The organism is Pseudomonadota bacterium (assembly GCA_038533575.1).
GTDB lineage: Bacteria > Pseudomonadota > Alphaproteobacteria > Rhodobacterales > Rhodobacteraceae > Shimia_B.
This window is the reverse complement of the sequence record JBCAYL010000001.1, coordinates 164,130-187,413: the sequence shown is the minus strand read 5'-3', so window position 1 is coordinate 187,413 and position 23,284 is coordinate 164,130. Positions and strand designations below refer to the sequence as shown.

Annotated in this window: 25 protein-coding genes; 18 read left to right on the top strand and 7 right to left on the bottom strand. The window is 67.6% G+C overall.

Going from position 1 to position 23,284, the window contains the following annotated elements; translation table 11 throughout:
* Positions 1–12: 12 nt before the first annotated feature.
* The 4 genes from AAFM92_01025 (at position 13) to AAFM92_01010 (ending at position 4,303) form a co-directional block, all read left to right on the top strand.
* Positions 13–891: a 5-bromo-4-chloroindolyl phosphate hydrolysis family protein gene (locus tag AAFM92_01025; GenBank protein ID MEL7298941.1), complete on the top strand. Its 879-nt coding sequence runs from the start codon at positions 13–15 to the stop codon at positions 889–891.
* A gap of 145 nt (positions 892–1,036) precedes the next feature.
* A complete protein-coding gene (locus AAFM92_01020; GenBank protein MEL7298940.1) occupies positions 1,037–2,221 on the top strand; it encodes a toxic anion resistance protein in 1,185 nt (394 codons plus the stop codon).
* Positions 2,218–3,156, top strand: a complete 939-nt coding sequence (locus tag AAFM92_01015) for a DUF2927 domain-containing protein (GenBank protein ID MEL7298939.1) — start codon at positions 2,218–2,220, stop codon at positions 3,154–3,156. Before AAFM92_01020 ends, AAFM92_01015 begins: the two co-directional genes overlap by 4 nt.
* Before the next feature lie 34 nt (positions 3,157–3,190).
* Entirely contained in the window at positions 3,191–4,303 is a 1,113-nt protein-coding gene (locus tag AAFM92_01010; GenBank protein MEL7298938.1) for an SPFH domain-containing protein, read from the top strand.
* Positions 4,304–4,309: 6 nt separating this feature from the next.
* On the opposite strand, the gene AAFM92_01005 is transcribed toward AAFM92_01010, so the two are convergent.
* The gene (locus AAFM92_01005) at positions 4,310–5,053 is read right to left on the bottom strand and encodes a helix-turn-helix domain-containing protein (protein MEL7298937.1); all 744 of its coding nucleotides are present in this window, start codon (positions 5,051–5,053) and stop codon (positions 4,310–4,312) included.
* Positions 5,054–5,204: 151 nt separating this feature from the next.
* Here AAFM92_01005 and AAFM92_01000 point away from each other — a divergent pair, with 151 nt between their 5' ends.
* From AAFM92_01000 to AAFM92_00990, 3 genes are all read left to right on the top strand, one after another.
* Positions 5,205–5,390, top strand: coding sequence for a hypothetical protein (locus tag AAFM92_01000; protein MEL7298936.1), 186 nt, complete (start codon positions 5,205–5,207; stop codon positions 5,388–5,390).
* 61 nt (positions 5,391–5,451) lie between these two features.
* The gene (locus AAFM92_00995; protein MEL7298935.1) at positions 5,452–6,036 is read left to right on the top strand and encodes a cytochrome b/b6 domain-containing protein; all 585 of its coding nucleotides are present in this window, start codon (positions 5,452–5,454) and stop codon (positions 6,034–6,036) included.
* Positions 6,033–7,139, top strand: a complete 1,107-nt coding sequence (locus tag AAFM92_00990) for a TFIIB-type zinc finger domain-containing protein (GenBank protein ID MEL7298934.1) — start codon at positions 6,033–6,035, stop codon at positions 7,137–7,139. The genes AAFM92_00995 and AAFM92_00990 overlap by 4 nt, the downstream gene beginning before the upstream one ends.
* 48 nt (positions 7,140–7,187) lie before the next feature.
* Here the strand turns inward: AAFM92_00990 and AAFM92_00985 are convergent, their stop codons facing one another.
* Positions 7,188–8,237: an acetoin utilization protein AcuC gene (locus tag AAFM92_00985; protein ID MEL7298933.1), complete on the bottom strand. Its 1,050-nt coding sequence runs from the start codon at positions 8,235–8,237 to the stop codon at positions 7,188–7,190.
* A 128-nt stretch (positions 8,238–8,365) separates the two neighbouring features.
* Between AAFM92_00985 and AAFM92_00980 the strand changes: the two genes are divergently transcribed.
* From AAFM92_00980 to AAFM92_00965, 4 genes are all read left to right on the top strand, one after another.
* Entirely contained in the window at positions 8,366–8,842 is a 477-nt protein-coding gene (locus tag AAFM92_00980; protein MEL7298932.1) for an NUDIX hydrolase, read from the top strand.
* 66 nt (positions 8,843–8,908) lie between these two features.
* Positions 8,909–9,325 carry a DUF1178 family protein gene (locus tag AAFM92_00975; GenBank protein MEL7298931.1) on the top strand — a complete coding sequence of 139 codons (417 nt, stop codon included), beginning with the start codon at positions 8,909–8,911 and terminating at the stop codon, positions 9,323–9,325.
* On the top strand, positions 9,325–9,951 hold the full coding sequence (locus tag AAFM92_00970; protein MEL7298930.1) for an SDR family NAD(P)-dependent oxidoreductase: 627 nt from the start codon (positions 9,325–9,327) through the stop codon (positions 9,949–9,951). The genes AAFM92_00975 and AAFM92_00970 overlap by 1 nt, the downstream gene beginning before the upstream one ends.
* Positions 9,952–10,047: 96 nt before the next feature.
* Entirely contained in the window at positions 10,048–11,283 is a 1,236-nt protein-coding gene (locus tag AAFM92_00965; protein MEL7298929.1) for an aspartate kinase, read from the top strand.
* A gap of 201 nt (positions 11,284–11,484) precedes the next feature.
* On the opposite strand, the gene AAFM92_00960 is transcribed toward AAFM92_00965, so the two are convergent.
* The 3 genes from AAFM92_00960 to AAFM92_00950 all read right to left on the bottom strand — a co-directional run bounded on the left by AAFM92_00960 (position 11,485) and on the right by AAFM92_00950 (position 13,302).
* On the bottom strand, positions 11,485–11,655 hold the full coding sequence (locus tag AAFM92_00960; GenBank protein ID MEL7298928.1) for a hypothetical protein: 171 nt from the start codon (positions 11,653–11,655) through the stop codon (positions 11,485–11,487).
* A gap of 116 nt (positions 11,656–11,771) precedes the next feature.
* Positions 11,772–12,023: a hypothetical protein gene (locus AAFM92_00955; protein MEL7298927.1), complete on the bottom strand. Its 252-nt coding sequence runs from the start codon at positions 12,021–12,023 to the stop codon at positions 11,772–11,774.
* 13 nt (positions 12,024–12,036) lie between these two features.
* Positions 12,037–13,302 carry an MFS transporter gene (locus AAFM92_00950; GenBank protein ID MEL7298926.1) on the bottom strand — a complete coding sequence of 422 codons (1,266 nt, stop codon included), beginning with the start codon at positions 13,300–13,302 and terminating at the stop codon, positions 12,037–12,039.
* 209 nt (positions 13,303–13,511) lie between these two features.
* Between AAFM92_00950 and ptsP the strand changes: the two genes are divergently transcribed.
* From ptsP to AAFM92_00935, 3 genes are all read left to right on the top strand, one after another.
* Positions 13,512–15,749, top strand: coding sequence for a phosphoenolpyruvate--protein phosphotransferase (gene ptsP, locus AAFM92_00945; GenBank protein ID MEL7298925.1), 2,238 nt, complete (start codon positions 13,512–13,514; stop codon positions 15,747–15,749).
* 239 nt (positions 15,750–15,988) lie between these two features.
* Positions 15,989–16,342 (top strand): CidA/LrgA family protein, encoded by a 354-nt coding sequence (locus tag AAFM92_00940; GenBank protein MEL7298924.1) that lies wholly within the window; start codon positions 15,989–15,991, stop codon positions 16,340–16,342.
* Complete coding sequence (locus AAFM92_00935; protein MEL7298923.1) at positions 16,339–17,055, top strand: LrgB family protein; 717 nt, start codon at positions 16,339–16,341, stop codon at positions 17,053–17,055. Before AAFM92_00940 ends, AAFM92_00935 begins: the two co-directional genes overlap by 4 nt.
* Here AAFM92_00935 and AAFM92_00930 read toward each other — a convergent pair.
* A complete protein-coding gene (locus AAFM92_00930; protein ID MEL7298922.1) occupies positions 17,052–17,555 on the bottom strand; it encodes an N-acetyltransferase in 504 nt (167 codons plus the stop codon). The genes AAFM92_00935 and AAFM92_00930 overlap by 4 nt on opposite strands.
* A 115-nt stretch (positions 17,556–17,670) precedes the next feature.
* Between AAFM92_00930 and AAFM92_00925 the strand changes: the two genes are divergently transcribed.
* Positions 17,671–18,273, top strand: a complete 603-nt coding sequence (locus AAFM92_00925) for a flavin reductase family protein (protein ID MEL7298921.1) — start codon at positions 17,671–17,673, stop codon at positions 18,271–18,273.
* Between the two features lie 49 nt (positions 18,274–18,322).
* Here AAFM92_00925 and AAFM92_00920 read toward each other — a convergent pair whose 3' ends face one another.
* A complete protein-coding gene (locus tag AAFM92_00920; GenBank protein ID MEL7298920.1) occupies positions 18,323–19,894 on the bottom strand; it encodes a SulP family inorganic anion transporter in 1,572 nt (523 codons plus the stop codon).
* Positions 19,895–20,225: 331 nt separating this feature from the next.
* Here AAFM92_00920 and AAFM92_00915 point away from each other — a divergent pair, with 331 nt between their 5' ends.
* From AAFM92_00915 to AAFM92_00905, 3 genes are all read left to right on the top strand, one after another.
* Positions 20,226–21,611, top strand: a complete 1,386-nt coding sequence (locus tag AAFM92_00915) for a tetratricopeptide repeat protein (protein ID MEL7298919.1) — start codon at positions 20,226–20,228, stop codon at positions 21,609–21,611.
* A 97-nt stretch (positions 21,612–21,708) separates the two neighbouring features.
* On the top strand, positions 21,709–22,581 hold the full coding sequence (locus tag AAFM92_00910; protein ID MEL7298918.1) for an S-methyl-5'-thioadenosine phosphorylase: 873 nt from the start codon (positions 21,709–21,711) through the stop codon (positions 22,579–22,581).
* Between the two features lie 59 nt (positions 22,582–22,640).
* Entirely contained in the window at positions 22,641–23,267 is a 627-nt protein-coding gene (locus AAFM92_00905) for a LysE family translocator (protein MEL7298917.1), read from the top strand.
* Positions 23,268–23,284: the final 17 nt, after the last annotated feature.

The window sequence follows — 23,284 nt, the reverse complement described above, 5'->3', positions numbered from 1 at the left end:
GGGGGGCGTCTGATGGCGGAGCGCTACGGCGGGAAGTACTCGAAGGGCGGCGCGACTGAAAACGCGCGGCCTGCGCCGAGCTCGCCCTACGAGGGCGCGCGCCCCTCCGCGGTGGGGCTGCGGGTCAATCTTCTCTTCATCGCGCCCCTGCCCCTCGTCTTCTCGCTTTTCGGCTCGGGTGCCACGACGCTCGCCGTCAATATCGTGGCCCTCGCGCTCATGCTGCTCGCTGCGTGGCTCACGCGCGAGGGGCTCGTGGCCGAGGAGGCCTACACTGCGCGCACCATCGCCAAGCGCCCGGCCATGCCGCGCAAGATCGCGGGCGCTGCCGTGCTCGGGGCGGGGCTCGCGCTGGCGTCGCTGGCGACCATGGGCGCCTTCCCTGCGGTCGTCGTGGGCGCGGTGGGCGCGGCGCTCCATCTCGGGGCCTTCGGGCTTGACCCGCTGAGCGACAAGGGCGCAGAGGGCATCGACCAGTTCCAGCAGGACCGCGTGGCGCGGGTGGTGGACGAGGCGGAGGCCTATCTGGGCTCCATGACCACGGCCATCGCCGGGCTGAAGGACCGCGGGCTCGAGCGCCGCGTCGCCGCCTTCCAGGCCACCGCGCGCAAGATGTTTCGCACCGTTGAGGAAGATCCGCGCGATCTCACCGCCGCAAGGAAGTTTCTCGGCGTCTATTTGATGGGCGCGCGCGACGCGACGCTCAAGTTCTCCGATCTCTACGGCCGCCAGCCGAAGCCCGAGGACAAGGCGCAATATCTCGCGCTCCTCGATGATCTGGACGGGAATTTCGCCGCGAAGACGGAGAAACTCATGACCGACAACCGCACCGACATGGATATCGAGATCAAGGTGCTCCGCGATCGCCTCGCCCGGGAGGGTGTGCAGTGAGCCCGTCCGAGAGGGCGCATTTTCAACTGCCCCGCGAGGGCTTTCATTAACCGGCCCCGTCGGGCCACCACCCAAGCCACGAGCCAGGGTATTTGACCAAGGCCCCGCCGAGAAAAACGGGGCCACCGCCAACAGAGGGACCACCATGAAAGAAGACGTCCGCACCCGTGCAGAGGCCGCCCTGGCCGACGTGGAAAAAGTCACCGCCGTCGTGCTGCCCGAACCGTCGAACGCGCTCGTGCCTGTCAACGAGACGGCGGAGCCCGAGATCGCCAAGCGCGTGGCCGAGATCGACGTCAAGAACACGCAGTCCATCGTGGAATTCGGCTCCGCGGCGCAGGCCGAGTTGCAGGAAATCTCCCAGTCCATGCTGGCGGGCGTCAAGAACAAGGATGTGGGCCCAGCCGGCGACTCGCTGCGTCAGATCGTGACCACGATCCGGGGCTTCTCCGTCTCCGAGCTCGACACCCGGCGCAAGCGCAGCTTCTGGGAGCGCCTCCTCGGGCGCGCCGCGCCCATGGCCAATTTCGTCGCCCGCTACGAAGAGGTGCAGGGCCAGATCGACAAGATCACGGGCAACCTGCTCGAGCATGAGCACACGCTTTTGAAGGACATCGAGAGCCTCGACGTGCTCTACGAGAAAACGCTGCAATTCTACGACGAGCTTGGCCTCTACATCGCCGCCGGCGAGGCCAAGATCAAAGAGCTCGACGAGAAGGACATCCCCGCCGCCGAGGCCGCCGTGGAAGCCGCCGCGGAAGAAGACAAGCTCATCCGCTCCCAGGAGGTGCGCGACATTCGCGCGGCCCGCGACGATCTCGAGCGCCGGGTCCACGACCTCAAGCTCACGCGGCAGGTGACGATGCAGTCGCTCCCCTCGATCCGTCTCGTGCAGGAAAACGACAAGTCGCTCGTGACGAAGATCAACTCCACCCTCGTCAACACGGTGCCCCTCTGGGAGACGCAGCTCGCGCAGGCCGTCACCATCCAGCGGAGCCGCGAGGCCGCCGAGGCCGTGCGCGACGCCAATGACCTGACGAACGAGCTCCTGAAGGCCAATGCCGCCAACCTGCGCGAAACGAACAAGGTCGTGCGCGAGGAGATGGAGCGCGGCGTCTTCGACATCGAGGCCGTCAAGCAGGCCAATGCCGATCTCGTGGCCACAATCGAGGAAAGCCTCCAGATCGCCGACGAGGGCAAGAAGAAGCGCGCCGCCGCGGAAGTCGAACTCCAGAACATGGAAAAGGAGCTCCGCGAGACGCTGGCCAAGGCGAAGTCCTCCGGGACGGGCTCGGGCTACGCCGTGGGCACGGCTGCCTCCACGAAGTGAAGGCACGCGCCGCCCTCCTTTTGGCCAGTGTCGCGCTGGCGGGCTGCGAGGTCGCGGAAGGCGGCCTCGAGAACTCCGTGCGCCCCACGGCCCGCCCGCCCGCCGCGGTTGCGCCCGCGCCCAGCGAGGAAAGCCTGCGGCTGGCGGCGTTCTACACGCGCCTCGAACAAGGCCAGCGCGTGCGCGGGCTCCTGAGGACGGATGGCGGCACTGTGGATGCGCCCTTCAACGAGCGCACGCTGGCGGAGAATTTCCTCGCCATCGCACTCTTTGACGAGAATCCGGGCAACGAGATCCGCGTGGGTGCCGCGCCGGTGCCCACGGTGCTGCGCAAATGGTCCGGCCCCGTGCGCATCGGTCTCCGCTTCGGGGCGAGCGTGCCCGGGGAGGACCGCGCGCGTCAGGAGATGCAGGCGCGGGACTACGCGCGCCGCCTCGCCACCGTCACCGGTCACCCGATCAGCTACGTGGGCAGCGGCGGGGAGAATTTCTCCGTATACGTGGTCAACGAGGACGAGCGCCGTGCGCTGGCGCCCACGCTTGCAAGCACGATCCGCGGCTTCGACGAGACCACGGCCGCCACCGTGCGCGACCTGCCCCGCTCCGTCTATTGCCTTGTCATCGCGTTCTCGGGATCGCGCAGCGCCAATTACACCCGCGCCGTGGCCATCATCCGGCAAGAGCTGCCGCCCGCCTCCTGGCGTTCCTGCCTTCACGAGGAGGTGGCCCAGGGCCTCGGGCTGCCGAATGACAGCCCCCGCGCGCGGCCCTCGATCTTCAACGACGACGAGGAATTCGCGCTGCTCACGCGGCACGACGAACTCCTCCTCGCGATCCTCTACGACCGCCGCCTGCCAGCAGGCATCGCCGCCGCCGAAGCCGCCCCCCTTATCCGCCGCCTGGCCGCCGAACAGCTCGGCGCCGGCCCCGTCTGACCCAAGATCACCTCCAGAGTTCAGGAGCCCGCCCATGCCCATCTTCGATTTTCTCTCCGGCCAGTTCATCGACGTCATCGAATGGACCGACGACACGCGCGACACCATGGTCTTCCGCTTCGAGCGCGAGGGCCACGAGATCAAGTACGGCGCCAAGCTCACCGTGCGCGAGGCGCAGTCGGCCGTCTTCATCCATGAGGGCCAGCTCGCCGATGTCTTCACCCCCGGTCTCTACATGCTCGAGACCAACAACATGCCCATCATGACCTCGCTCCAGCACTGGGATCACGGCTTCAAGAGCCCGTTCAAGAGCGAGATCTACTTCGTCGCCACCAACCGCTTCACCGATCTGAAATGGGGCACGAAGAACCCGATCATGCTGCGCGATCCGGAATTCGGGCCGACCCGGCTCCGCGCCTTCGGGACCTATGCGATCCGCGTCACCGACCCCGCGCGCTTCATGACCGAGATCGTGGGCACCGACGGCGAGTTCACCACCGACGAGATCAGCTTCCAGATCCGCAACATCATCGTGCAGGAATTCTCGCAAGCCATCGCGCGGAGCGGCATCCCCGTCCTCGACATGGCCGCAAATACCGGCGACGTGGGCAAGCTCATCGCGGAGGCCATCACGCCGACCCTCACGAGCTACGGCCTCTCGGTGCCCGAGTTCTACATCGAGAACATCTCGCTCCCGCCCGCCGTGGAAAAGGCGCTCGACGAGCGCACGTCCCGCGGGATCACCGGCAATCTCGACGATCATCTGAAGTACAAGGCCGCCGAGGCCATGGGCGCGGGCGGCTCGGCCGGCGATGCCATGGGCATGGGCATGGGTGCCGGTCTCGGCATGCAGATGGGCAACATGATGATGGGCGGTATGGGGCAAGGGGCGCAGCACGCAGCCGCTGGAGCCCCCATGGCCCCGCCCCCGCCGCCGGTGGAGCACGTCTGGCACATCGCCGAAAACGGCGCCACGAAAGGCCCCTACTCGAAGGCGCGGCTCGCGGAGATGGCAGGCAATGGCGGGCTGACCCGCGAGACCTTCGTCTGGACCCAGGGCCAAGATGGATGGAAGCGCGCCGAGGACGTCACCGAGCTCGCGCAGCTCTTCACAATCATGCCGCCCCCGCCGCCGCCGGGCGCCTGATCCGGGTCACGCGCTCACGCGAAACGCGGGCGCGCCGCGCCTCTCTTCGGGCAACGGATCCAGCCCTTCGACCGCCGCGAAGCGCGGGCTCGGGATCAGCCAGCGGTCAATGGTCCGCGCGAGACGCGCGTCTCCGCTGACGAAGAGCTCGCCCAGGTCGAACTCGCGTGCGACGCTCGTGCGCCCGATCACGATGCCACCAAGGGACACGATGCTCGTCTCCACGTAGAGGTCGACATCGAATCCAGGGATAGAGGTGCACACTTCCACCGGGGCACCTGGCTGCATGAGCAGCCACCAGGTGTCGTAGTCGAGCCCGGGATCGGAGAAGCGGAGCTGGATGACGACGCGCCGCCCCGGCAGCTCTTCGGTGGCGACGTGCTTGCGCATGTTCCACATCAGGTTTGACACCGACGTGCTGCAGAGCGCGAGCTCCGCCGAGATATAGCGCTGCGACCAGTCCGCCAGCGCGTAAAGCGCAGGCTCGAGGGCGACGGCCGCATCGGTGCGGATGTAATCGACGTCGCCGGTGGCGGGGTCTGCAATCCGCTCCACGAGGCCCAGTTCCTCCAGCTCCTTCAAGCGTTTCGACAGGAGCGCGGGGGAAATGCTGCCGATCTCGCGCCGGATCGCGTTGAATTTGCTCGCCCCGGCCCAGAGCGCCACGAGGATCGCGATCGTCCAGCGCGGCTCGAGGATCTCGCACACCCGCGTGATGGGGCAGATCATTCCGTAAGGTTTCTTGGTCATCGGCCTCTCCTGTCGCGCCCTGAAAATACCGCAGCGCCCCCGTCTTGGGCCAGTTCACAATCTGTAGTGGGTGCGCTTCAGCTTCTGCACTGCCTGGAAGCGCGGGATTTCACCGATGTTCGGGCCATCAAATCCCGTGAGGAGGCCAGAGATGGACCACGCAACCAACCCAACCCGAATTCCGCAGGCAGGACGCCTGTCCCGCCGCATCCTCGACGCCTTGCGCACGCTTTCCGCATGGTCTGCGGGCGCCTTCTCAGGTGAGATCGACGCACCGGCATCTTCCGAGATCACCACGCGCCTCTATAATCACGCCAACGGGGCACGCCGGCGCTGAGCGGGCACGGCGCCGACCGGACCTGCCTGGAAACGGCAAGCTGAAACTTCGGGACGCGCCGATGCGTAGCTACACCATGACGACGCGATTGATGCCCGCGAGCCTTGCCGCCCGCCTGCCGCAAAAGCGGACGGTGCTCAAAGTGCTGCACTGGAGCCTTCTGCCCTTTTTCGTCTGGTTCATCTTCGCCGACCCAGATGTGATCCGGTCGTGGGGGCCGCGCTGGTTCCAGCTGCATTCCCTCATGGGGCTGGGTTTCGTCGTGATCGCCCTCGCCTGGACCGCCTTCACGCTGCGCTACGGCCTGCTGAGCCGCCCGGGACCGAAGCTGAGGGGCTGGCTCAGACCGCTACACCGCTGGCTCCACATCGCGCTGGTCTGGAGCCTCTTTCTCGTGGCGTTCGGCGGCTTTCTCCTTGGGCTGACGGCGAGCTTCCAGATGAAGGCCGGGGGCTTTCTGCCCTTCGCGCCGCCCCTCGATCTGCCAGAGGCGCATCATATTGTCGGCCTCGCCCACACCTACCAATTCTATTCCATGATCGCCCTCGTGGGTGTCCATGCGGGCTTCCATGTCTGGCGTCACCTGCGCCTGCGCGATAATGCTTTGCGCATCATGGCTCCCAAATTCCTCCATAAGTACCTGTGACCGAGGCCGGGCTCGAGGCTGCGCCCCTCGCGGGCGATACCCGCTTTCCCTGTGGCAATTGCGGGTCCGATTTCCGCTTTGCCCCCGAGCGGGGCCTTCTGATCTGCGATCATTGCGGCAATGCCGAAGAGATCGGCAGCGGCGCGGGCGGCCCGCTCGAGGAGCTCGATTTCAAGGCCGGGCTCGGCGGTACGCTTGACGCCGAGGAGATGGAGGAAACCCGCGTGCTCTCCTGCACGTCCTGCGGCGCGCGGGTGGAGTTCGACCCCGCGCAGCACGCCGCCGAATGCCCCTTTTGCGCCACGCCAGTCGTCACAGACACCGGCACCAACCGCCACATCAAGCCGCGTGGCGTCCTCCCCTTCGCGCTCGACGAAGGCGCGGCGCGGGCGGCGCTGGAGGCGTGGCTGGGCGGGCTATGGTTCGCGCCGGGTGGCGTGGCCGAGTATGCCCGCAAAGGGCGGCGCATGGCGGGCATCTATGTCCCCTATTGGACCTACGACGCCGCCACCGCCTCGCGCTATACCGGCCAGCGCGGCACCCATTACTACGAGACGAAGACGGTCATGCGCGATGGCAAACGCGAGACGGTGCGCGTGCGCAAGACGCGGTGGAAAAGCGTGTCCGGCCGGGTGGCACGGGCTTTCGACGACGTACTCGTCCTCGCCGCCACGTCGCTGCCCAAGCGCTACACGGACCGTCTGAGCCCTTGGGACCTCAGCGATCTGCAGCCATACAATCCGGAATACCTCGCGGGCTTTCGTGCGGAGGCCTACACCGTCAATCTCGACGCGGGCTTCCAGGAGGCACAGGGGATCATGCGCCGGGTGATCGAGCGCGACGTACGCTTCGACATCGGCGGCGACGCGCAGCGGATCACGACCCTGAAGACCGAGGCGCGCGACGTCACCTTCAAGCACATCCTGCTTCCGGTCTGGATGGCTGCCTACAAGTATCGCGGCAAGAGCTTCCGCTTCGTCGTGAACGGGCGCACCGGCGAGGTGCAGGGGGAGCGTCCCTACTCGGCCTGGAAGATCGCGGCGGCGGTCGTGGTGGGCCTCGTCGTGGCGGGCGTGGCGGGGTACGTGCTGGCGCAGGGCTGAGCCGCACGGCGCGCCCCGGGTCTACAGGCTCGGTTCGCGAGGCGCACCCTACGCCTGCGGCGCGTCGAGAAGGGTTTCGATCCACGCCTCCTTGGGATCGCGCAGCTTGCCAGCGCGTTTCCAGCTGAGCCCGCGCATGACCTCCTGCGCGGCCCCCGGCATCCGCTCGGGAAAGCGCTGGCCCGAGGCCACACCCCAGAGCGCCGTCCAAAGCCGCCCCACCGTCCAGGGATTGTAGCCCCCGCCCCCGGTGATGAGCGTGCGCGGGGCGAGGCCGAGGAAGGCGCGCACCCAGGCGACGTGGGCGTTGTTCGTCATCGAGAGCCGCGATTGCGGATCATCCGTGACTGCGTCCGCCCCGCATTGCAGCACGATGGCATCGGGCTTGAACGCCCGGACCGCCGGCAGCGCGATCTCGTCGCGGATGCGCGCGAGGCCCGCATCGTCGAAGCCTGCCTTCACGGGGATGTTGATATGCGTGCCCGGGCCCCGATCCTCGGCCGCGCCCGTGCGCGGCCAGCGGTTCTCCTCGTGGACCGAGAAGACGAGCACCGAGGTGTCCTCGCGAAAGGCATGGGCCACGCCGTCGGGGTGATGGGCGTCGATATCGAGATAAGCCACACGCTGCGCGCCCACGTGCTGGAGCGCCAGGATCGCGAGCACAACGTCATTGAGATAGCAAAAGCCGCTGGCAAAGCCCGGCATGCCGTGATGCGTGCCCCCGCCGGGATGGAAGACGACCCCGCCATCGGCGAGGAGCTCCGCCGCCAGAAGCGAGCCGCCGCAGCCCGTGGCCGGTCGGCGGTACATCTCCGGGAAAAACGGGTTCATGGTCGTGCCGAGCTTGAAGCGGTCCTTGTCCGCTTCCGGCAGGGACTGCGCGGCCTCCGCGCGCTCGAGCGCGTCGATATAGGCAGGCTCGTGCCAGAGCGCGAGCGCCTTGGGCTTGGCGCGCGGCGAGGTCATGTAAGCCCCCTCGGGGAGCCATCCGAGCGCGCGCGACAGGTCGATCACGGTGGACACACGCGGGATCGCCAGAGGGTGCCAGTCGCCGTAGGACGAGCCCCGATAGATCTCTGATCCCAGAAAAGTCGCCACCGTCCGTCCTGCCTGCCCGTTTACCGCATCTGCACCATCGGTGGTCTCTGCGCTTGCCGATCGCTAGATATAGCGTATTCTGCGTCTATCGAGCAGTTTTCAAAATGAAGCCTAGGACAAAGCGGCCAATGAGCGCGCACCAGCTTCCCTTATCCATTTCCGCGTCGGAGAAGCGCGAAGCGCGGACCCAGTTCGCCGCCCTGCCCTTTCGCGTGGTGGATGGCAACGTGCAGGTCCTGCTTGTGACCTCCCGGCGCTCGAAGCGCTGGATCCTGCCCAAGGGCTGGCCCGAGGCGGGGCTGACCCCGGCGCAAAGCGCGGCCAAGGAAGCGTGGGAGGAAGCTGGCGTCCTCGGCACGGTCTACGAGATCTGCCTCGGCGTTTACGCCTTCGAGAAAGAGCGCGACGACGATCCCGACCTGCCGGTCCTCGCCTTCGTCTACCCGATCAAGGTGCAGAAGACGAAGCAGACCTATCCGGAACAAGGCGAGCGCCGCCGTAAATGGGTGACGGCCAAGAAGGCCGCGAAGATGGTCGATGTTCCGGGCCTCGGGCGCATCCTGAAATCCTTCGATCCCCGGCTGCTGAAGGGGCGCAGGGCCTGACTGGGCTCCTACTGAGCTCTGTCGGGGCTCCATTGTCTTGCCCCTGCGCGATGATATGTAGGCTGCATGATCCGCTACACGTTGAAATGCAAAGAGGGCCACGCCTTCGACAGCTGGTTTTCCGACGCAAGCAGCTTTGACAGCCTGCGCGCGGCGGGCCATGTCAGCTGCGCGATCTGCGGCTCCTCCGAGGTGGAGAAATCGCTGATGGCCCCGGCCGTGGGCGCCCCTGCGGACGCCGCGCCGCTCCGCGCGCAGCCCGCCCCGCAGGAGGTGGCCATGCAGAAATTCAAGGCCCATCTCGAGGCAAATAGCGACTATGTGGGCCGCGATTTCGCCGCCCGCGCACGGGCCATGCATGACGGCAGCGAGCCGGACCGGGCCATCCACGGCGAAGCCAGCTTCGAGGAGGCGCGCTCCTTGGCCGAAGACGGCGTGCCCGTGGCGCCGCTGCCGTTCCAGAGCCCCCGGCGCAGCAACTGATGCGGGTCATTATCACCGGCGGCAGCCGCGGCATCGGGGCCGGGCTCGCGAAGGGCTACGCGGCGCGCGGTGCCGAGGTCATCGCCACCTCCCGGGCCGATGTGGACATGGCGGATGCGGCCAGCATCGCCCGTTGGGCAAGCGGGGTCGCGGACCCCGTAGACCTCCTCGTCTGCAATGCCGGGCTCTACGCCGACAAGGGCGAAACGCTCGAGCGCGGCTACCCGGCGGAGATGTGGGCCACGCAGATGGCGGTGAATGTGACGGGCGTTTTCCTCACCGTTCAGGCGCTTTTGCCTCGGTTGCGCGCGGCAGAGGCCGCCAAGATCGCCATCATCTCCTCGCAGATGGGCTCGAGCACGCAGGCCTCGGGCACCTCGCTCATCTACCGTGTCTCGAAGGCGGCGGTGCTCAATCTCGGCATGAACCTCGCCAGCGCGCTCCGGGCCGATGGCATCCCGGTGGGCATCTACCATCCCGGCTGGGTGCGCACGGATATGGGCGGGGGCCATGCCGCGATCGGCGTGGCGGAGGCGCGGGAAGGCCTCATGGCCCGCTTCGACGAGCTGGGCCTCGCGACCACGGGGTGCTTTCGCACCTGGGACGGGCGCGACCACCCGCTCTGACGCGCAAATCCCGCGCCCGGGCTTTTCTTCCACCAGCCTCCCTTGCGTCGCGCAAACGCAACGCCTATGCCGCGCGGCGGATATCTGAGGCCTTTTATGCCCACACTCGTGATGAAATTCGGCGGCACGTCCGTCGCCACGCTCGACCGCATCAAGCGCGCCGCCAAGCGGGTGGGTCGCGAGGTGGCCCACGGCTATGACGTGATCGTCATCGTGTCGGCCATGTCCGGCGAGACGAACAAGCTGGTGGAGTACGTCTCCGAGACCTCGCCCTTCTACGATGCGCGTGAATACGATGCCGTCGTGAGCTCGGGGGAGAACGTCACGGCGGGCCTCATGGCGCTCACGCTCCAGGAGATGGACGTACCGGCGCGGAGCTGGCAGGGCTGGCAGGTGCCGGTGAAGACGACCGCCGCGCATTCGGCCGCCCGGATTGAGGAAATCCCCACCGACAACATCACCGCGAAGTTCGCCGAAGGCATGAAAGTGGCCGTGGTGGCAGGCTTTCAGGGGGTGAGCCCCGAGGGCCGGATCACCACGCTGGGGCGCGGCGGCTCCGACACGACGGCGGTGGCCTTCGCCGCGGCCTTCGGCGCGGAGCGCTGCGACATCTACACCGACGTGGACGGCGTCTATACCACCGATCCCCGCATCGCCGAGAAGGCGCGCAAGCTCGACAAGATCTCCTTCGAGGAGATGCTCGAGCTCGCGTCACTGGGCGCCAAGGTGTTGCAGACGCGCTCCGTCGAACTCGCCATGCGCTACAACGTGAAGCTGAGAGTGCTCTCGAGCTTCGAGGAAATGTCCGACACGGCAGGCACGCTGGTCTGCGACGAGGAGGAAATCATGGAACAGAACGCCGTGGCCGGCGTGGCCTACAGCCGCGACGAGGCCAAGATGACCCTCATCTCCGTGGCCGACCGACCGGGGATCGCCGCCGCCATCTTCGGCCCGCTGGCCGATGCCGGCGTGAACGTCGACATGATCGTCCAAAACATCTCCGAAGAGGGGCGCACCGACATGACCTTCTCCTGCCCCACCGACCAGGTCGCGCGGGCAGAAAAGGCCATGGCCGAGGCCAAAGAGCGCGGCGAGGTGAACTTCCGCGAGATCGTGGCGGATATCGCGGTGGCCAAGATCTCCATCGTGGGGATCGGGATGCGCAGCCATGCGGGCGTGGCGGCGAAGATGTTCTCCACGCTGCGCGACGAAGGCATCAACATCAAGGTGATCACCACGTCCGAGATCAAGGTCTCCGTGCTCGTCGATCGCAAGTACATGGAGCTCGCCGTGCAGGCGCTCCACGACGCCTTCGAGCTCGAAAAGTCGTAGCTCGTCTCCAATGGGCCTTCGAAGGCCCTCCAATGCAACGTCGCAGCCGTTCAAAAGCGGTTGCGCCCCGCCTTGAACACAGACGCGGTTTGAAAAAGATCGAGAACTAGGGAAGTCGGAGGGGCCGGCGCCAAGGCCGTATTGATACGGCTTTCCTCGCAGGCCAACAAAAAACCCCGCCTGGCGCGGCGGGGTGGAAGCTTACTTGAAGGTCGTTTTCATCGGGCTTTTCCAGTGTTCCGATGTCGCGCAGAGCGTGGAGCGCGTAAAGCTGCCCTCTTTCAATTGGCGCTGTGTCACCCGGCCGTTGATGTAGGCGAACACGGCCACGAAGCCCAAGGTGGCGAAGCTCAGAAGCAGGGGAAGTTCCATAGTCGTCTCCTTGTGAGATACTGCGTTGCGGACCTGTCGGATACGGGCCCGGGGCAGTCATGGTTCACAAAGAGTATGCAAATCGGGGTGGGCAGAATGACGCAGGGGCAGGCCCCCTATCCGACCAGCAAAACCACCGCCGCGAAATAGACGAGCATCCCCACCCAGCCGAACTGAGCCGCGAGCATGGCACCGGCGAAAAGGAGCGCGAGGACAGCGGTGACGATGAGCGTCTGGATCGTCAGCGGCTGCGCCGCGATCCGCGCTTCCACGTCCGACAGGCTCTCCCCCGGCCAGGCGCGGGCGATGAGCCCCACGGCCACGCGGCGGCACGCCCGCGCCGCCTCGGAGAAAAACGTATCCGCCATGGCTCCTCTTACCTCACGCCGCCGCCAAGGCAAAGCCGCGCCCCAGCGGCCGCCATCCCGCCAGCGTCAGCGCCGCCGCACCGAGGGCCGCCGCGTAGAACGGCGCGGTGAGCCCCACCGGCCGCGACAGCGCGCCCTCGACCGCGCCGATCAGCCAGCCCGACAGGAGAAGCCCGATCGGCATCATCCCCCAAGCGAGGAGCCGGTAGACTGAATTGAGCCGCCCGAGGATCGCGTCCGGCGTGACGCGCTGCCGGTAGGACACGCTCACCGTGTTCCAGATGAGACCCGTGGCCTGGAACGGCGCGAGGATCGCGGCGAGGACCCAGGGGTTCGGCGCGAGCGGGATCGCCGCGAAGGCCAGCGCGGAGCAGAGCAGCATCCACTGCGCCGTGCGCCCGGGCCCGAGACGCGCGATGATGCGCTCGGCCACGAGGCTTCCCGCGATGCCCCCAACGGCGCCCGCCGCGAGGAGGAGCCCGTAGGCCGGTGCGCTCATGCCCAACGTCTCCTGCGCGTAGAGGATGAGGGCCACCGTCACCATCATCCAGAGCAAGTTCCAGCCGCCCGTGATCAGCGCCAGCGCCGTCAGCAGCGGTGAGGCGCGGAGGAACGCGAAGCCCTCCGCCAGCTCGGCGCGCCAGTCCGCCTCGGCCCGCGGCGGCGGCCGGAAGGCACCGGGCAAGCTCGCCAGAAGCAGCGCCGCCAGCGCAAAAGCCGCGGCATTGAGCGCGAAAGGCGACCAAAGGCTCGCGGCGATGAGAAACGCGCCCAGCGCCGGCCCGAGGAGTTCGTTGCCGATGAGCTCCACCGACCAGAGCCGCCCGTTGGCGCGCTCGAGCGTGGCCTTGGGCACAAGCGCAGGCAGCATCGTCTGTGCCGCGTTGTCCCGAAAGACCTCCGCCGCGCCCACAAGAAAGGCCGCGGCAAGCAGCAGGCCGAAGAGCCAGGGCACCGACACGCCGCTCTCCGCCGCCTCCGGCAGGGGCAGCGCCAGCGCCACCGCGAGCCCGGCCAGCGCGAAGGCGCCCGCGCGCACCACATCCATGGCAAGGATGAGCTGCCGCCGGTCCACCCGGTCTGCGATGACACCCGCCGGCAGCGCGAAGAGAAACCACGGCAGCCGCAGGGCCACGGGCATGAGCGCCACGAGGAGCGCGTCCCGGGTCAGGAGTGTCGCCACCCAGGCCCAAAGCACCGTGGCGATGCCATCGGCGAGGTTCGTCAGGCCGGAGGCGCCGACGAAGCGGAGAAAAGTACTTTGAGACGAAAGGCCCATGGCGCTTTGAACCCCGCACCGCCCGGCCCGTCAATCACGCCCGCCCCTATGTCCTGCCCGACTGCGCGACCTCTGTGGCCCGCTGACCCGCCATGGCACTCGCAAAGCGCACCTGGCACGGGCGGCACGCGCAGTGATTGCCCGTCGCCGCGAAGCCCGCTAACCTGTCAGCATTCCTTGACACGTGCCGCCCCATCGACAGCATTTCCATGAACGCCCCCACCGAGACAGAGAGCCGAAAGCTCCTGGGCCGCCTCCGCGCGGCCATGGCCGAGGATATGTCGGGCCAGGCGCGGCTCGATCGGATCGTGGACATCATCGCAGGCTCCATGGCCACGGAGGTGTGCTCCATCTACCTCTTCCGCGATGACGAGACGCTCGAACTGTGCGCCACGGAGGGCCTGAACCAGGAAGCGGTGCACAAGACCCGCATGCGTCTCTCCGAGGGCCTCGTGGGCCGCGTGGCGCGCAAGGGCAAGCCCGTCAACACCGCCGATGCCCCCTCCACGCAGGGCTTCCGCTACATGCCGGAGACCGGCGAGGAGGTCTTCTCGGCCTTCTGCGGCGTCCCGATCCAGCGGCTGGGCGTGCCCCAGGGCGTCCTCGTCGTGCAGTCGAAGGCCGCGCGCGAATACAGCGAGGACGAGGTCTATGCCCTCGAGGTCGTCGCGATGGTGCTCGCGGAGATGACCGAGCTCGGGCAGCTCACCAGCGGCGGCGATTTCACCCTCGCCCGGCACCAGCAGCCCGCCATGTTCCGCGGCACCGTGGGGCAGGAAGGCGTCGCCATGGGCGCGGTCTACCTGCACGAGCCACGCGTGGTGGTGACCAATCCGTTCTCCGACGACCCCAAGACCGAGCTCGCCCGCCTCGACACCGCGCTCGACCAGCTGCGGCTCTCGGTAGACGAGATGCTCGCCGGCACCTCGGGCATGTCCAAGGACGAGCGCGAGGTCGTGGAGACCTTTCGCATGTTCGCCAATTCCCGCGGCTGGCGGCGACGCATGGAGGGCGATATCGCCTCGGGCCTCTCTGCCGAGGCCGCCGTGGAGAAAGAGCAGAGCCAGGCACGCACGCGGCTGGGCGACCAGCCGGATGCCTATCTCCGCGAGCGACTGCACGATCTCGACGATCTCTCCAACCGTCTCCTGCGCCTGCTCACGGGCCAGGGCGAGACCGGCGAGATGCCCGCCGACGCGGTACTCGTCGCGCGAAATATCGGGCCCGCCGAGCTCCTCGATTACGGTCGCAAGCTCAAGGGCATCGTCCTCGAGGAAGGCTCCGTAGGCTCCCATGCCGCCGTCGTCGCCCGCGCCTGGGCGATCCCGCTCATCATCAATGCGCAGGGCATCACGACCGACGCGCTCAATGGTGACACGATCATGCTCGACGGCGAGCAGGGGATCGTCCACCTGCGACCAGACGACACCGTGCGCACCGCCTTCAAGGACAAGATGGCCATGCAGGCGGAGGCGCAGACGCGCTATGCCTCGCTCCGCGATCAGCCCGCCCGTGCGCTCTGCGGCTCGGTCGTCTCGCTGCACATGAATGCCGGCCTCATGGCCGATCTCCCCTCCCTGCCCTCCTCGGGCGCAGAGGGCGTAGGCCTTTTCCGCACCGAGCTCCAATTCCTGATCCGCGCACAGATGCCCAAGCGGGCCGAGCTCGTGGCGCTCTACAAGCGGGTGCTCGATGCCGCCCAGGGCAAGCCTGTGGTCTTTCGCACGCTCGATATCGGCTCCGACAAGGTGCTGCCCTACATGAAGCCCAATGACGAGCCGAACCCGGCCCTGGGCTGGCGCGCGATCCGTGTGGGGCTCGACAAGCCCGGCGTTCTGCGGATGCAGCTTCAGGCGCTTGTGCGCGCCGCCGAGGGGCGCCCGCTCCACGTGATGTTCCCCTTCGTGGCGCAGTACGAAGAGTATCGTCAGGCCAAGGCCGAGCTCGACAAGGCGGTGGAGCGCGAGCGGATCCTCGGCCACGCGCTGCCCTCCGAGATCCACGTGGGCGCGATGCTCGAGACGCCCTCGCTCGCCTTCGCGCCACGCAAGTTCTTCGAGGAGGTCGAATTCCTCTCCATCGGCGGCAACGACCTCAAGCAATTCTTCTTCGCCGCCGACCGGGAGAACGAGCGCGTGCGCCGCCGCTATGACACGCTCAACGTGAGCTTTCTGAGCTTCATCGAACAGATCGTGGCCCGCTGCGTGACCACCGACACGCGGCTTAGCTTCTGCGGCGAGGACGCCGGCCGCCCGATCGAGGCGCTCTGCCTCGCGGCGATGGGCCTGCGTGCGCTCTCCATGCGCCCGGCCTCCATCGGCCCGGTGAAGCACATCCTGCGCCGCTCGAACCTCGACGAGGTGAAGGCGGTCATCGACACTGCACGCGCCCGGGGAGATCAGAGCGTGCGCCCCGCGATCATGGACTTCCTGCGCACGCGCGGCTGACGAGCCCGCCTTTTTTTGTTCCGGCCACGCTCACTGCTGCCCGAGATGGACGCGCCTTTGGTTCAATGAGTGCCTAGCCGCGCGCCGCTAGACCATGGAAGTTCAGGCGCCCCCAACATCCGAAAAGCGCCCGCGCGACCTGTCTTTCATCTCTCCCGAAAGTACCTCGCGGAGCGCAGGGGGCTGGCCCCTCGCGCCCGCCTCCTACTTCTGTCCCATCGGAAAACAAGGAGGCTCCCATGCTCCCCAACCTCGGCCTGCTCCTCGGCTGCCAGCTCCTCGGCGAGATCACCGCCCGGGGCCTCGGCCTGCCCGTTCCCGGTCCCGTCCTGGGGCTTGTGCTCCTCCTCCTCCTCGTGGTGCTGCGCCCGGCGGTGGCTGGGGCGCTGCGGCCCACGACCACCGTGATCCTCGCGCATCTCTCGCTTCTCTTCGTGCCCGCGGGCGTGGGCGTGATCGGCAATCTCGACGTGTTGAGCGCGGACTGGCTGCCGCTTCTCGTAATCCTCGTCCTTTCCACGTGGCTGGCGATGCTCGCCGCCCTCGGCACGTTTCTCGGGGTCCAGCGCCTCCTCGGGGGGACAAAGCCATGACCGACGTGGCCGAGCTCTGGAGCTATCTGTCGGCCGCGCCGCTCACCTGGCTCACGGCCACGCTCCTCGCCTATCTCGCCGCCGACGCGGCCGCCAAGCGGCTCGAGAACGCACCCTGGGCCAACCCGGTCCTCTTTTCCGTGCTCCTCATCGCGCCCGTGCTCTGGGGCACCGAGACCGCCTACGCCACCTATTTCGAAGGGGCGCAGTTCATCCATTTCCTGCTCGGCCCGGCCACCGTGGCGCTGGCGCTGCCGCTCTGGGACAACAGGGAGACGATCCTCGCCTCCGTGGCCCCCATCGCCCTCGCGCTCATCGTTGGCTCGGTCGTGGCGGCGGGCTCGGTGATCATCATGGCCCGGCTGGCAGGCCTTCCCGAGGCGGTGCTCCTGTCGCTTGCGCCGAAATCCACCACCGCGCCCGTGGCGCTCGGCATCGCCGAGGCCGTGGGCGGCATCCCCACGCTGACGGCGGTGCTCGTCATCCTGACGGGCATCATCGGGGCGGTGACGGTCACGCCGCTCATGAACCTCCTCAGGATCACCGACTGGCGCGCACGGGGTTTTTCGGTGGGCGTGGCCTCCCACGGGATCGGCACGGCCCGGGCCTTCCTGGTCAACCCGGTGGCCGGGGCCTATGCGGGCATCGCCATGGCGCTGAACGCGCTTCTGACGAGCTTCATCGTGCCGCTTCTCGTGCGCTGGCTGCTCTAGGAGGTGTCCCCGGACGTGTTGGCGCGCGTGACCTCGCCGCTGACACCGGCCCAGGCCCCGGGCTGCAGCGCGTGGCCGAGGACGCGGTCGGGGTTGGTGGGCGGCGGCATCCGGACGCCCGTCAGCGGCGTGAAGCCGTAGCGCCCGTAATAGGGTGCATCGCCCACAAGGATCACGCGCGCCCAGTCGAGCGCCCGCGCCGCCCCGAGGGATTGGCGGATGAGATCGCCGCCTAGCCCCTCGCCCTGCCGCGTGGGGTGCACGGCGATGGGCCCGAGAAGCAGGGCGGGCTGCCCGCCCACGGCGACAGGCCAGTGGCGCACCGCGCCTGCGAGGATCCCGCCCGCGTCCCGCGCGGTCAGGCAAAGCGGCCCCACACGCGGCACCCCCTCGCGCAGCCGGTAAGAAGACAGCGCCTCACGTCCCGGGGCAAAGCAGGTGTCGTAGAGCGCCTCCACCTCCCACCAGTCTTCCGGCGCTTCCTGCCTGATCGCGTACATGGCCTCTGTCCGGGTCCTCGTCCGGTGTCCGATCGGGGCCCGCAACGGCCCCGCCTCAATTCGCTGGCGCGCGGGCTATCACGGCGCTAGCTCTGCCGCAAAGAAGGAAAGCTCGATGTTTTACCGCCCCGAAGACGGCCACGGCCTGCCGCACAATCCGTTCAACGCCGTGGTGACGCCGCGCCCCATCGGATGGATCTCCACGCGCTACGGCGGGCAGGACAACCTCGCGCCCTATTCGTTCTTCAACGCCGTGGCCTACGTGCCGCCGCAGGTGATGTTCGCCTCGACCTCGCGCAAGGAGGACCGCGGTGACACGAAGGACAGCGTGGCGCTTCTGCGCAAGAGCGGCGTCTTTTGCGTGAACGTCGTAGAATATGCCGCGCGCGAGGTGATGAACGCTTCCGCCGGGATGCTCGCGGCCTCGGAGGACGAATTCGCGGTGTCGGGGGCGGAGAAGGCGGAATGCGAGACCATCGACTGCCCCCGCGTGGGCACCGCGCCCGCCTCGCTCGAATGCCGCGTCACGCGGATCATGCGGATGGAGGGCGATAACAACTACGTCGTTTTCGGGGAAGTGACCGGCATTCACCTACGCGACGATTGCGTCGTGGATGGGCGCTTCGACATCACCCGCTACGCGCCGCTCTCTCGCCTCGGCTACCGGGACTACACCCGCGTCACGGAGCTCTTCTCGCTCAAGCGCCCCGGCGAATGATCAGGGAGCGGACACGAATTTTTGCAAAGATCCGTGCGCGCCCGGGGCGTCAGTGGCCGCCCGCCAGAATGCCGGTGCGGACGCCGTAATCCACCGCCACCTGGTAGTCGGGATCGTCGTCGCTATCGACCATGAGATGCCCCGCCGTCTTCAGAAGCTGGTGGCAGTCCCGGCTCAGATGCCTGAGCTGGATGCGCTTGCCCGCGGCCTCGTACTTCGCGGCGACGGCCTCGATCGCCTGCAGCGCAGACTGGTCGGCCACGCGGCTTTCGGCAAAGTCGACGATGATCTCGCCGGGGTCACCAGCCACGTCGAAGAGCTCTGCGAAGCCTTCCGCGGAGCCGAAGAAGAGCGGCCCCTGGACTTGGTAGACCTTCGCGCCCTCGGGCGTCCGGTAGCTCTTGGCGGAGATGCGCGTGGCGTTTTGCCAGGCATAGGCCAGCGCGCTCACGATGACCCCGACGACGACCGCGATGGCGAGGTCAGTGAGCACAGTGACGACCGTCACGAGCACGATGACGAAAGCGTCAATGCGCGGCACTTTCCGCATGATCTTGAAGCTGTTCCAGGCGAAGGTCCCGATCACCACCATGAACATCACGCCCACGAGCGCGGCGAGCGGGATCTGCTCAATGGCGGGCGACAGGAAGACGATAAACGCGAGGAGAAAGAGCGCAGCCGCAATCCCCGCGATCCGCGTCCGCGCGCCCGATTTCACGTTGATCATCGACTGCCCGATCATGGCGCAGCCGCCCATGCCGCCGAAAAAGCCCGTGACGGTGTTGGCGATGCCCTGCGCCGTGCATTCCTGGCTGGAGCCGCCGCGCGTATTCGTCATTTCGCCCACGAGGTTGAGCGTGAGCAGGCTCTCGATGAGGCCGATGGCCGCGAGGATAATGGCGTAGGGCAGGATGATCTCGAGCGTCTCGAGCGTAAGCGGCACTGTGGGGATGTGGAAGGCCGGCAGTCCGCCCTCGATGGAGGCGAGATCGCCCACGCGGGGCACGTCGATCCCAAAGACGATCACGATCCCCGCCACGATCCCGATGGCCGCCAGCGGCGCGGGCACCGCCTTCGTCAGCCGCGGCATCACCCAGATGATCGCCATGGTCACCGCCACGAGCGCGAGCATCCAGTAAAGCGGCGTGCCAGACATCCACTCGCCGCCCGTCATGCCGTGCCCGTTGGAGACCATGGTGCCCGGCACCTTGAATTGGCTGAGCTGGGCGAGGAAAATCACGATGGCCAGCCCGTTGACGAAGCCCAGCATCACCGGGTGCGGCACGAGACGGATGAATTTGCCCCAGCGCATCACCCCCACGACGATCTGGATGAGCCCCATCAGCACCACTGTGGCGAACAGATATTCCACACCGTGCGTCGCCACGAGCGAGACCATCACCACCGCCAGCGCACCCGTGGCCCCCGAGATCATGCCCGGGCGGCCGCCAATCAGCGCGGTGACGAGGCCAACGATAAATGCTGCGTAGAGCCCTACGAGCGGGTGCACACCGGCGACAAAGGCAAAGGCCACCGCCTCGGGCACCAGCGCGAGGGCCACGGTAAGACCCGCGAGGACCTCGATCCTCAGCCGGGACAGATCGAGCGGGTTGCCCTGCAAGCCGTCAAAGGCGGTGGAATTGCTCAAAGCGGCAAGGATGCGGGTCAAATGCTCGTCCCCCGGGGCGGTACGCTGCGACTGTATGGATGTTTGGCTCGACCTAGCCGACCGTGCCGAAATTGCACGGTATTCTTCCGCATACCTGCTATGCGTGCCGCGAAATTTGCTGCGGCCGCATCAATTTTGCCACCCCTCTCGACGCGCGGCGGCGATGCTGCCTAGAGTGATCACGAGACGGGGGAGATGCACGATGCAGCGTTTGGTTCAGCTGGTCTTGGTGTGCGTGGCGGCGGTCTTGTGCCTTTCGGGCGCGCGGGCCCACGGCCAAAGCGTGCAAGATATCTTGGCCGCCGCCAATGCAGGTGACGGCGCGCGCGCGCTCGAGATCGCCACAGGGCTCGCCGCGGGCGGCGATACTACGGCGATGCTCTATGCCGGGGTCATCTATCGCGGGGGCCTTGCGGGGGTGGAGCGTGATCTGCCTGAGGCAGTCTCGTGGTTTCTGCGCGCCGCCGATGCGGGCAACCCGGTGGGCTACTGGAACGCGGGGCTGGCGAGCCTCGCACTGACGCGCGACGCCACGCTCAGCCGTGAAGAGCTGCGCGCTGCCGCGCAAGCGGGCATCGCCCATCTCGAGGCAGGGCACGCCGCGGAAGAAGAGAATGCCTCGGCCGAACTCGCACGCCAGCTGATCTACGGGACGGCGACCGGCCGCGACCCTAAGCGGGCGGTCGCGATCTTCCGCGAGGCCGCGGCACGGGGCGGCCTGCGCGCCATGGTGGATCTCGGGCTTCTTCACATCGAGGGCGATCTCGTGGATCGCGACTTTGCCGAAGCCGAGCGGCTCTTGAGCGCGGTGATCGACCGGCTGCCCGAGGGCAACGCGCTGAGACGGGAGGCGATCCGGTATCGCGGGACGCTACAGAGGCACCAGAGCCAAGGCACCTCGATCTCTCTGCCCCACGCGTTTCTGGCCAGGCAGGTTTTCGTCATGGGGCGCCAGCATGCGGACGAGCTTGCCACCTGTTACGAGGGCGACGTGCCGGGCAACCCGGTCTTTCGCACGGTTGCACCGGGCCGCGTGGAATATGCGCAGAACGCGACCCATAGGCGAAAGTCGGGCTACACGCCGACCCCATTGCGGACCAATGTCGAGGGGGTGCAAACCTATCGCTTTAGCCGCGAGGTGATCTTTTCGATCTCGGTAACGGGCGAGGACGCGGCGCTCGCGGCCGTCGATCTCGACAGCGTGCGCACCATCGCCCCCGAGGGGAATGGCACGGTTCCGATCCCCGAGATACCCGTCGGCCCGCTGACGCTCTCTTACGGAGAGAATGGCCCTTTCGTGCCATTGACCGCCGAGGACACCGCGCAGCTCTTTTCGATGCCCGATGGCACCCCGGCCAGCCACGTCCGGATCGATGCCGGGCTCTGCGTCTCAGACGCCTGCACGGCGGGCGTGACGGAGATCCTCGCCCGCATGGAGGCAGGCCTCAAGGCCGTCGACGCCGACGCCGAGGCCTCCAAGCTCGAGGTCCTGGCCTTCGGAGACCCCGAGGCAGGCGCGCCATACGCCACCGTCTTTCTCGCGCGCGGCTGGGATCTCTTGCAGGCCACGGCGCGCTCGGCGGTCGCCTCGGGCCTCGAAGGCGGGCGCATCAAGGAATGCGCGCGGGTCCGTGGGCGCATCGAAGAGTTGCGGGCCTATTCCCGTTGAGGGCACTGACGCCGGATGAGGCACGGGCGGGCGTTCAATCGGCGCAGGGTGCATCGGGGGCTTTTCATCGCCGCGCCGGGCGGTCAGGCTCGCGCCCATGACACAGACGAAAATCGGGATTATCGGCGGCTCGGGCGTCTACCAGCTCGACGGGCTCGAGGGCGCAGCCTGGGTCGCGCAGGAGAGCGCGTGGGGCACACCCTCGGACGAGATCCTCACCGGCCGCCTCGGCGGAGTGGAGATGGCCTTCCTGCCCCGCCACGGGCGCGGGCACACGCATTCGCCCACGACGGTGCCCTACCGCGCCAATATCGACGCGCTGAAGCGCCTCGGCGTGACCGACGTGATCTCCCTCTCCGCCTGCGGCAGCTTCCGGGAGGAGATGGCGCCCGGCGATTTCGTCGTCGTGGACCAGTTCATCGACCGCACCTCCGCGCGGGAAAAGTCCTTCTTCGGCGCGGGCTGCGTGGCCCATGTAAGCCTCGCCCACCCCACCTGCCCGCGCCTCGGCGCGGCGGTAGCCGAAGCCGCGCGTGGGGCCGGGATCACCGTCCATGACGGCGGCACGTACCTCGCCATGGAAGGCCCGCAATTCTCGACGCTGGCCGAATCGAAGCTCTACCGCGAGGTCTGGGGCTGCGACGTGATCGGGATGACGAATATGCCCGAGGCCAAGCTCGCCCGGGAGGCCGAGCTTTGCTACGCCTCCGTCGCCATGATCACAGACTACGATTGCTGGCACCCGGAGCACGACGCCGTGGACGTCGCACAGGTGATCAAGACACTGCAGGGCAATGCCGAGAAGGCGCGAAGCCTCGTCGCCGCCCTGCCCGGCCTTCTGGGCGCTGACCGCGCGCCCTGCGAACACGGCTGCGACCGCGCGCTCGACTACGCGATCATCACCGCGCCTGAGGCCCGTGACCCTGCCGTCATGGCGCGGCTCGACGCCGTGGCGGGGCGCGTCTTGTGACGATGCAGCGTGCCTATCCGATGACACACCTCACCCAACTGCACGGCTAAGGAGAGCCCATGCCCCTCGATCTCTGGCTTGCCTTCGTGGCCGCCTCCACCGCCTTGCTGCTCATCCCCGGACCGACGATCCTACTCGTCCTGAGCTACGCGCTCTCGCAAGGGCGCAAGGTGGCTGTTGCCACGGCCACGGGCGTAGCGCTTGGCGATCTCATCGCCATGACAGCGGCGCTCGCCGGGCTCGGCGCGATCATCGCGGCCTCGGCCACCGCCTTCACGCTGCTCAAATGGGTGGGCGCGGCCTACCTCGTTTATCTCGGGCTCCAGATGCTGCGCAGCGCGCCGGGAAAGGCCATGCTCGCGAAAGCGCCGGCCACGGAGCCGCGTGCGATCCTGCGTCACGCGGCCATCGTCACCGCGCTCAATCCCAAGGGCATCGGCTTTTTCATCGCCTTCGTGCCGCAATTCATCTCTCCAGCGCAGCCCTTCGCCCCGCAGGCCGCGATCCTCACCACCACCTTCGTAGGCCTTGCCGCGATCAACGCGCTGGCCTATGCGCTCGCCGCCGACCTGATGCGCGCCCGCATCGCGCGGCCCAGCGTCATCCGGCGTCTCACTCAGGCAGGCGGCGCGACGCTCATCGCCATGGGCGCGCTGACGGCCACGCTGCGCCGGACGCCGGGCTGACGCCCGGCCTACGCCCT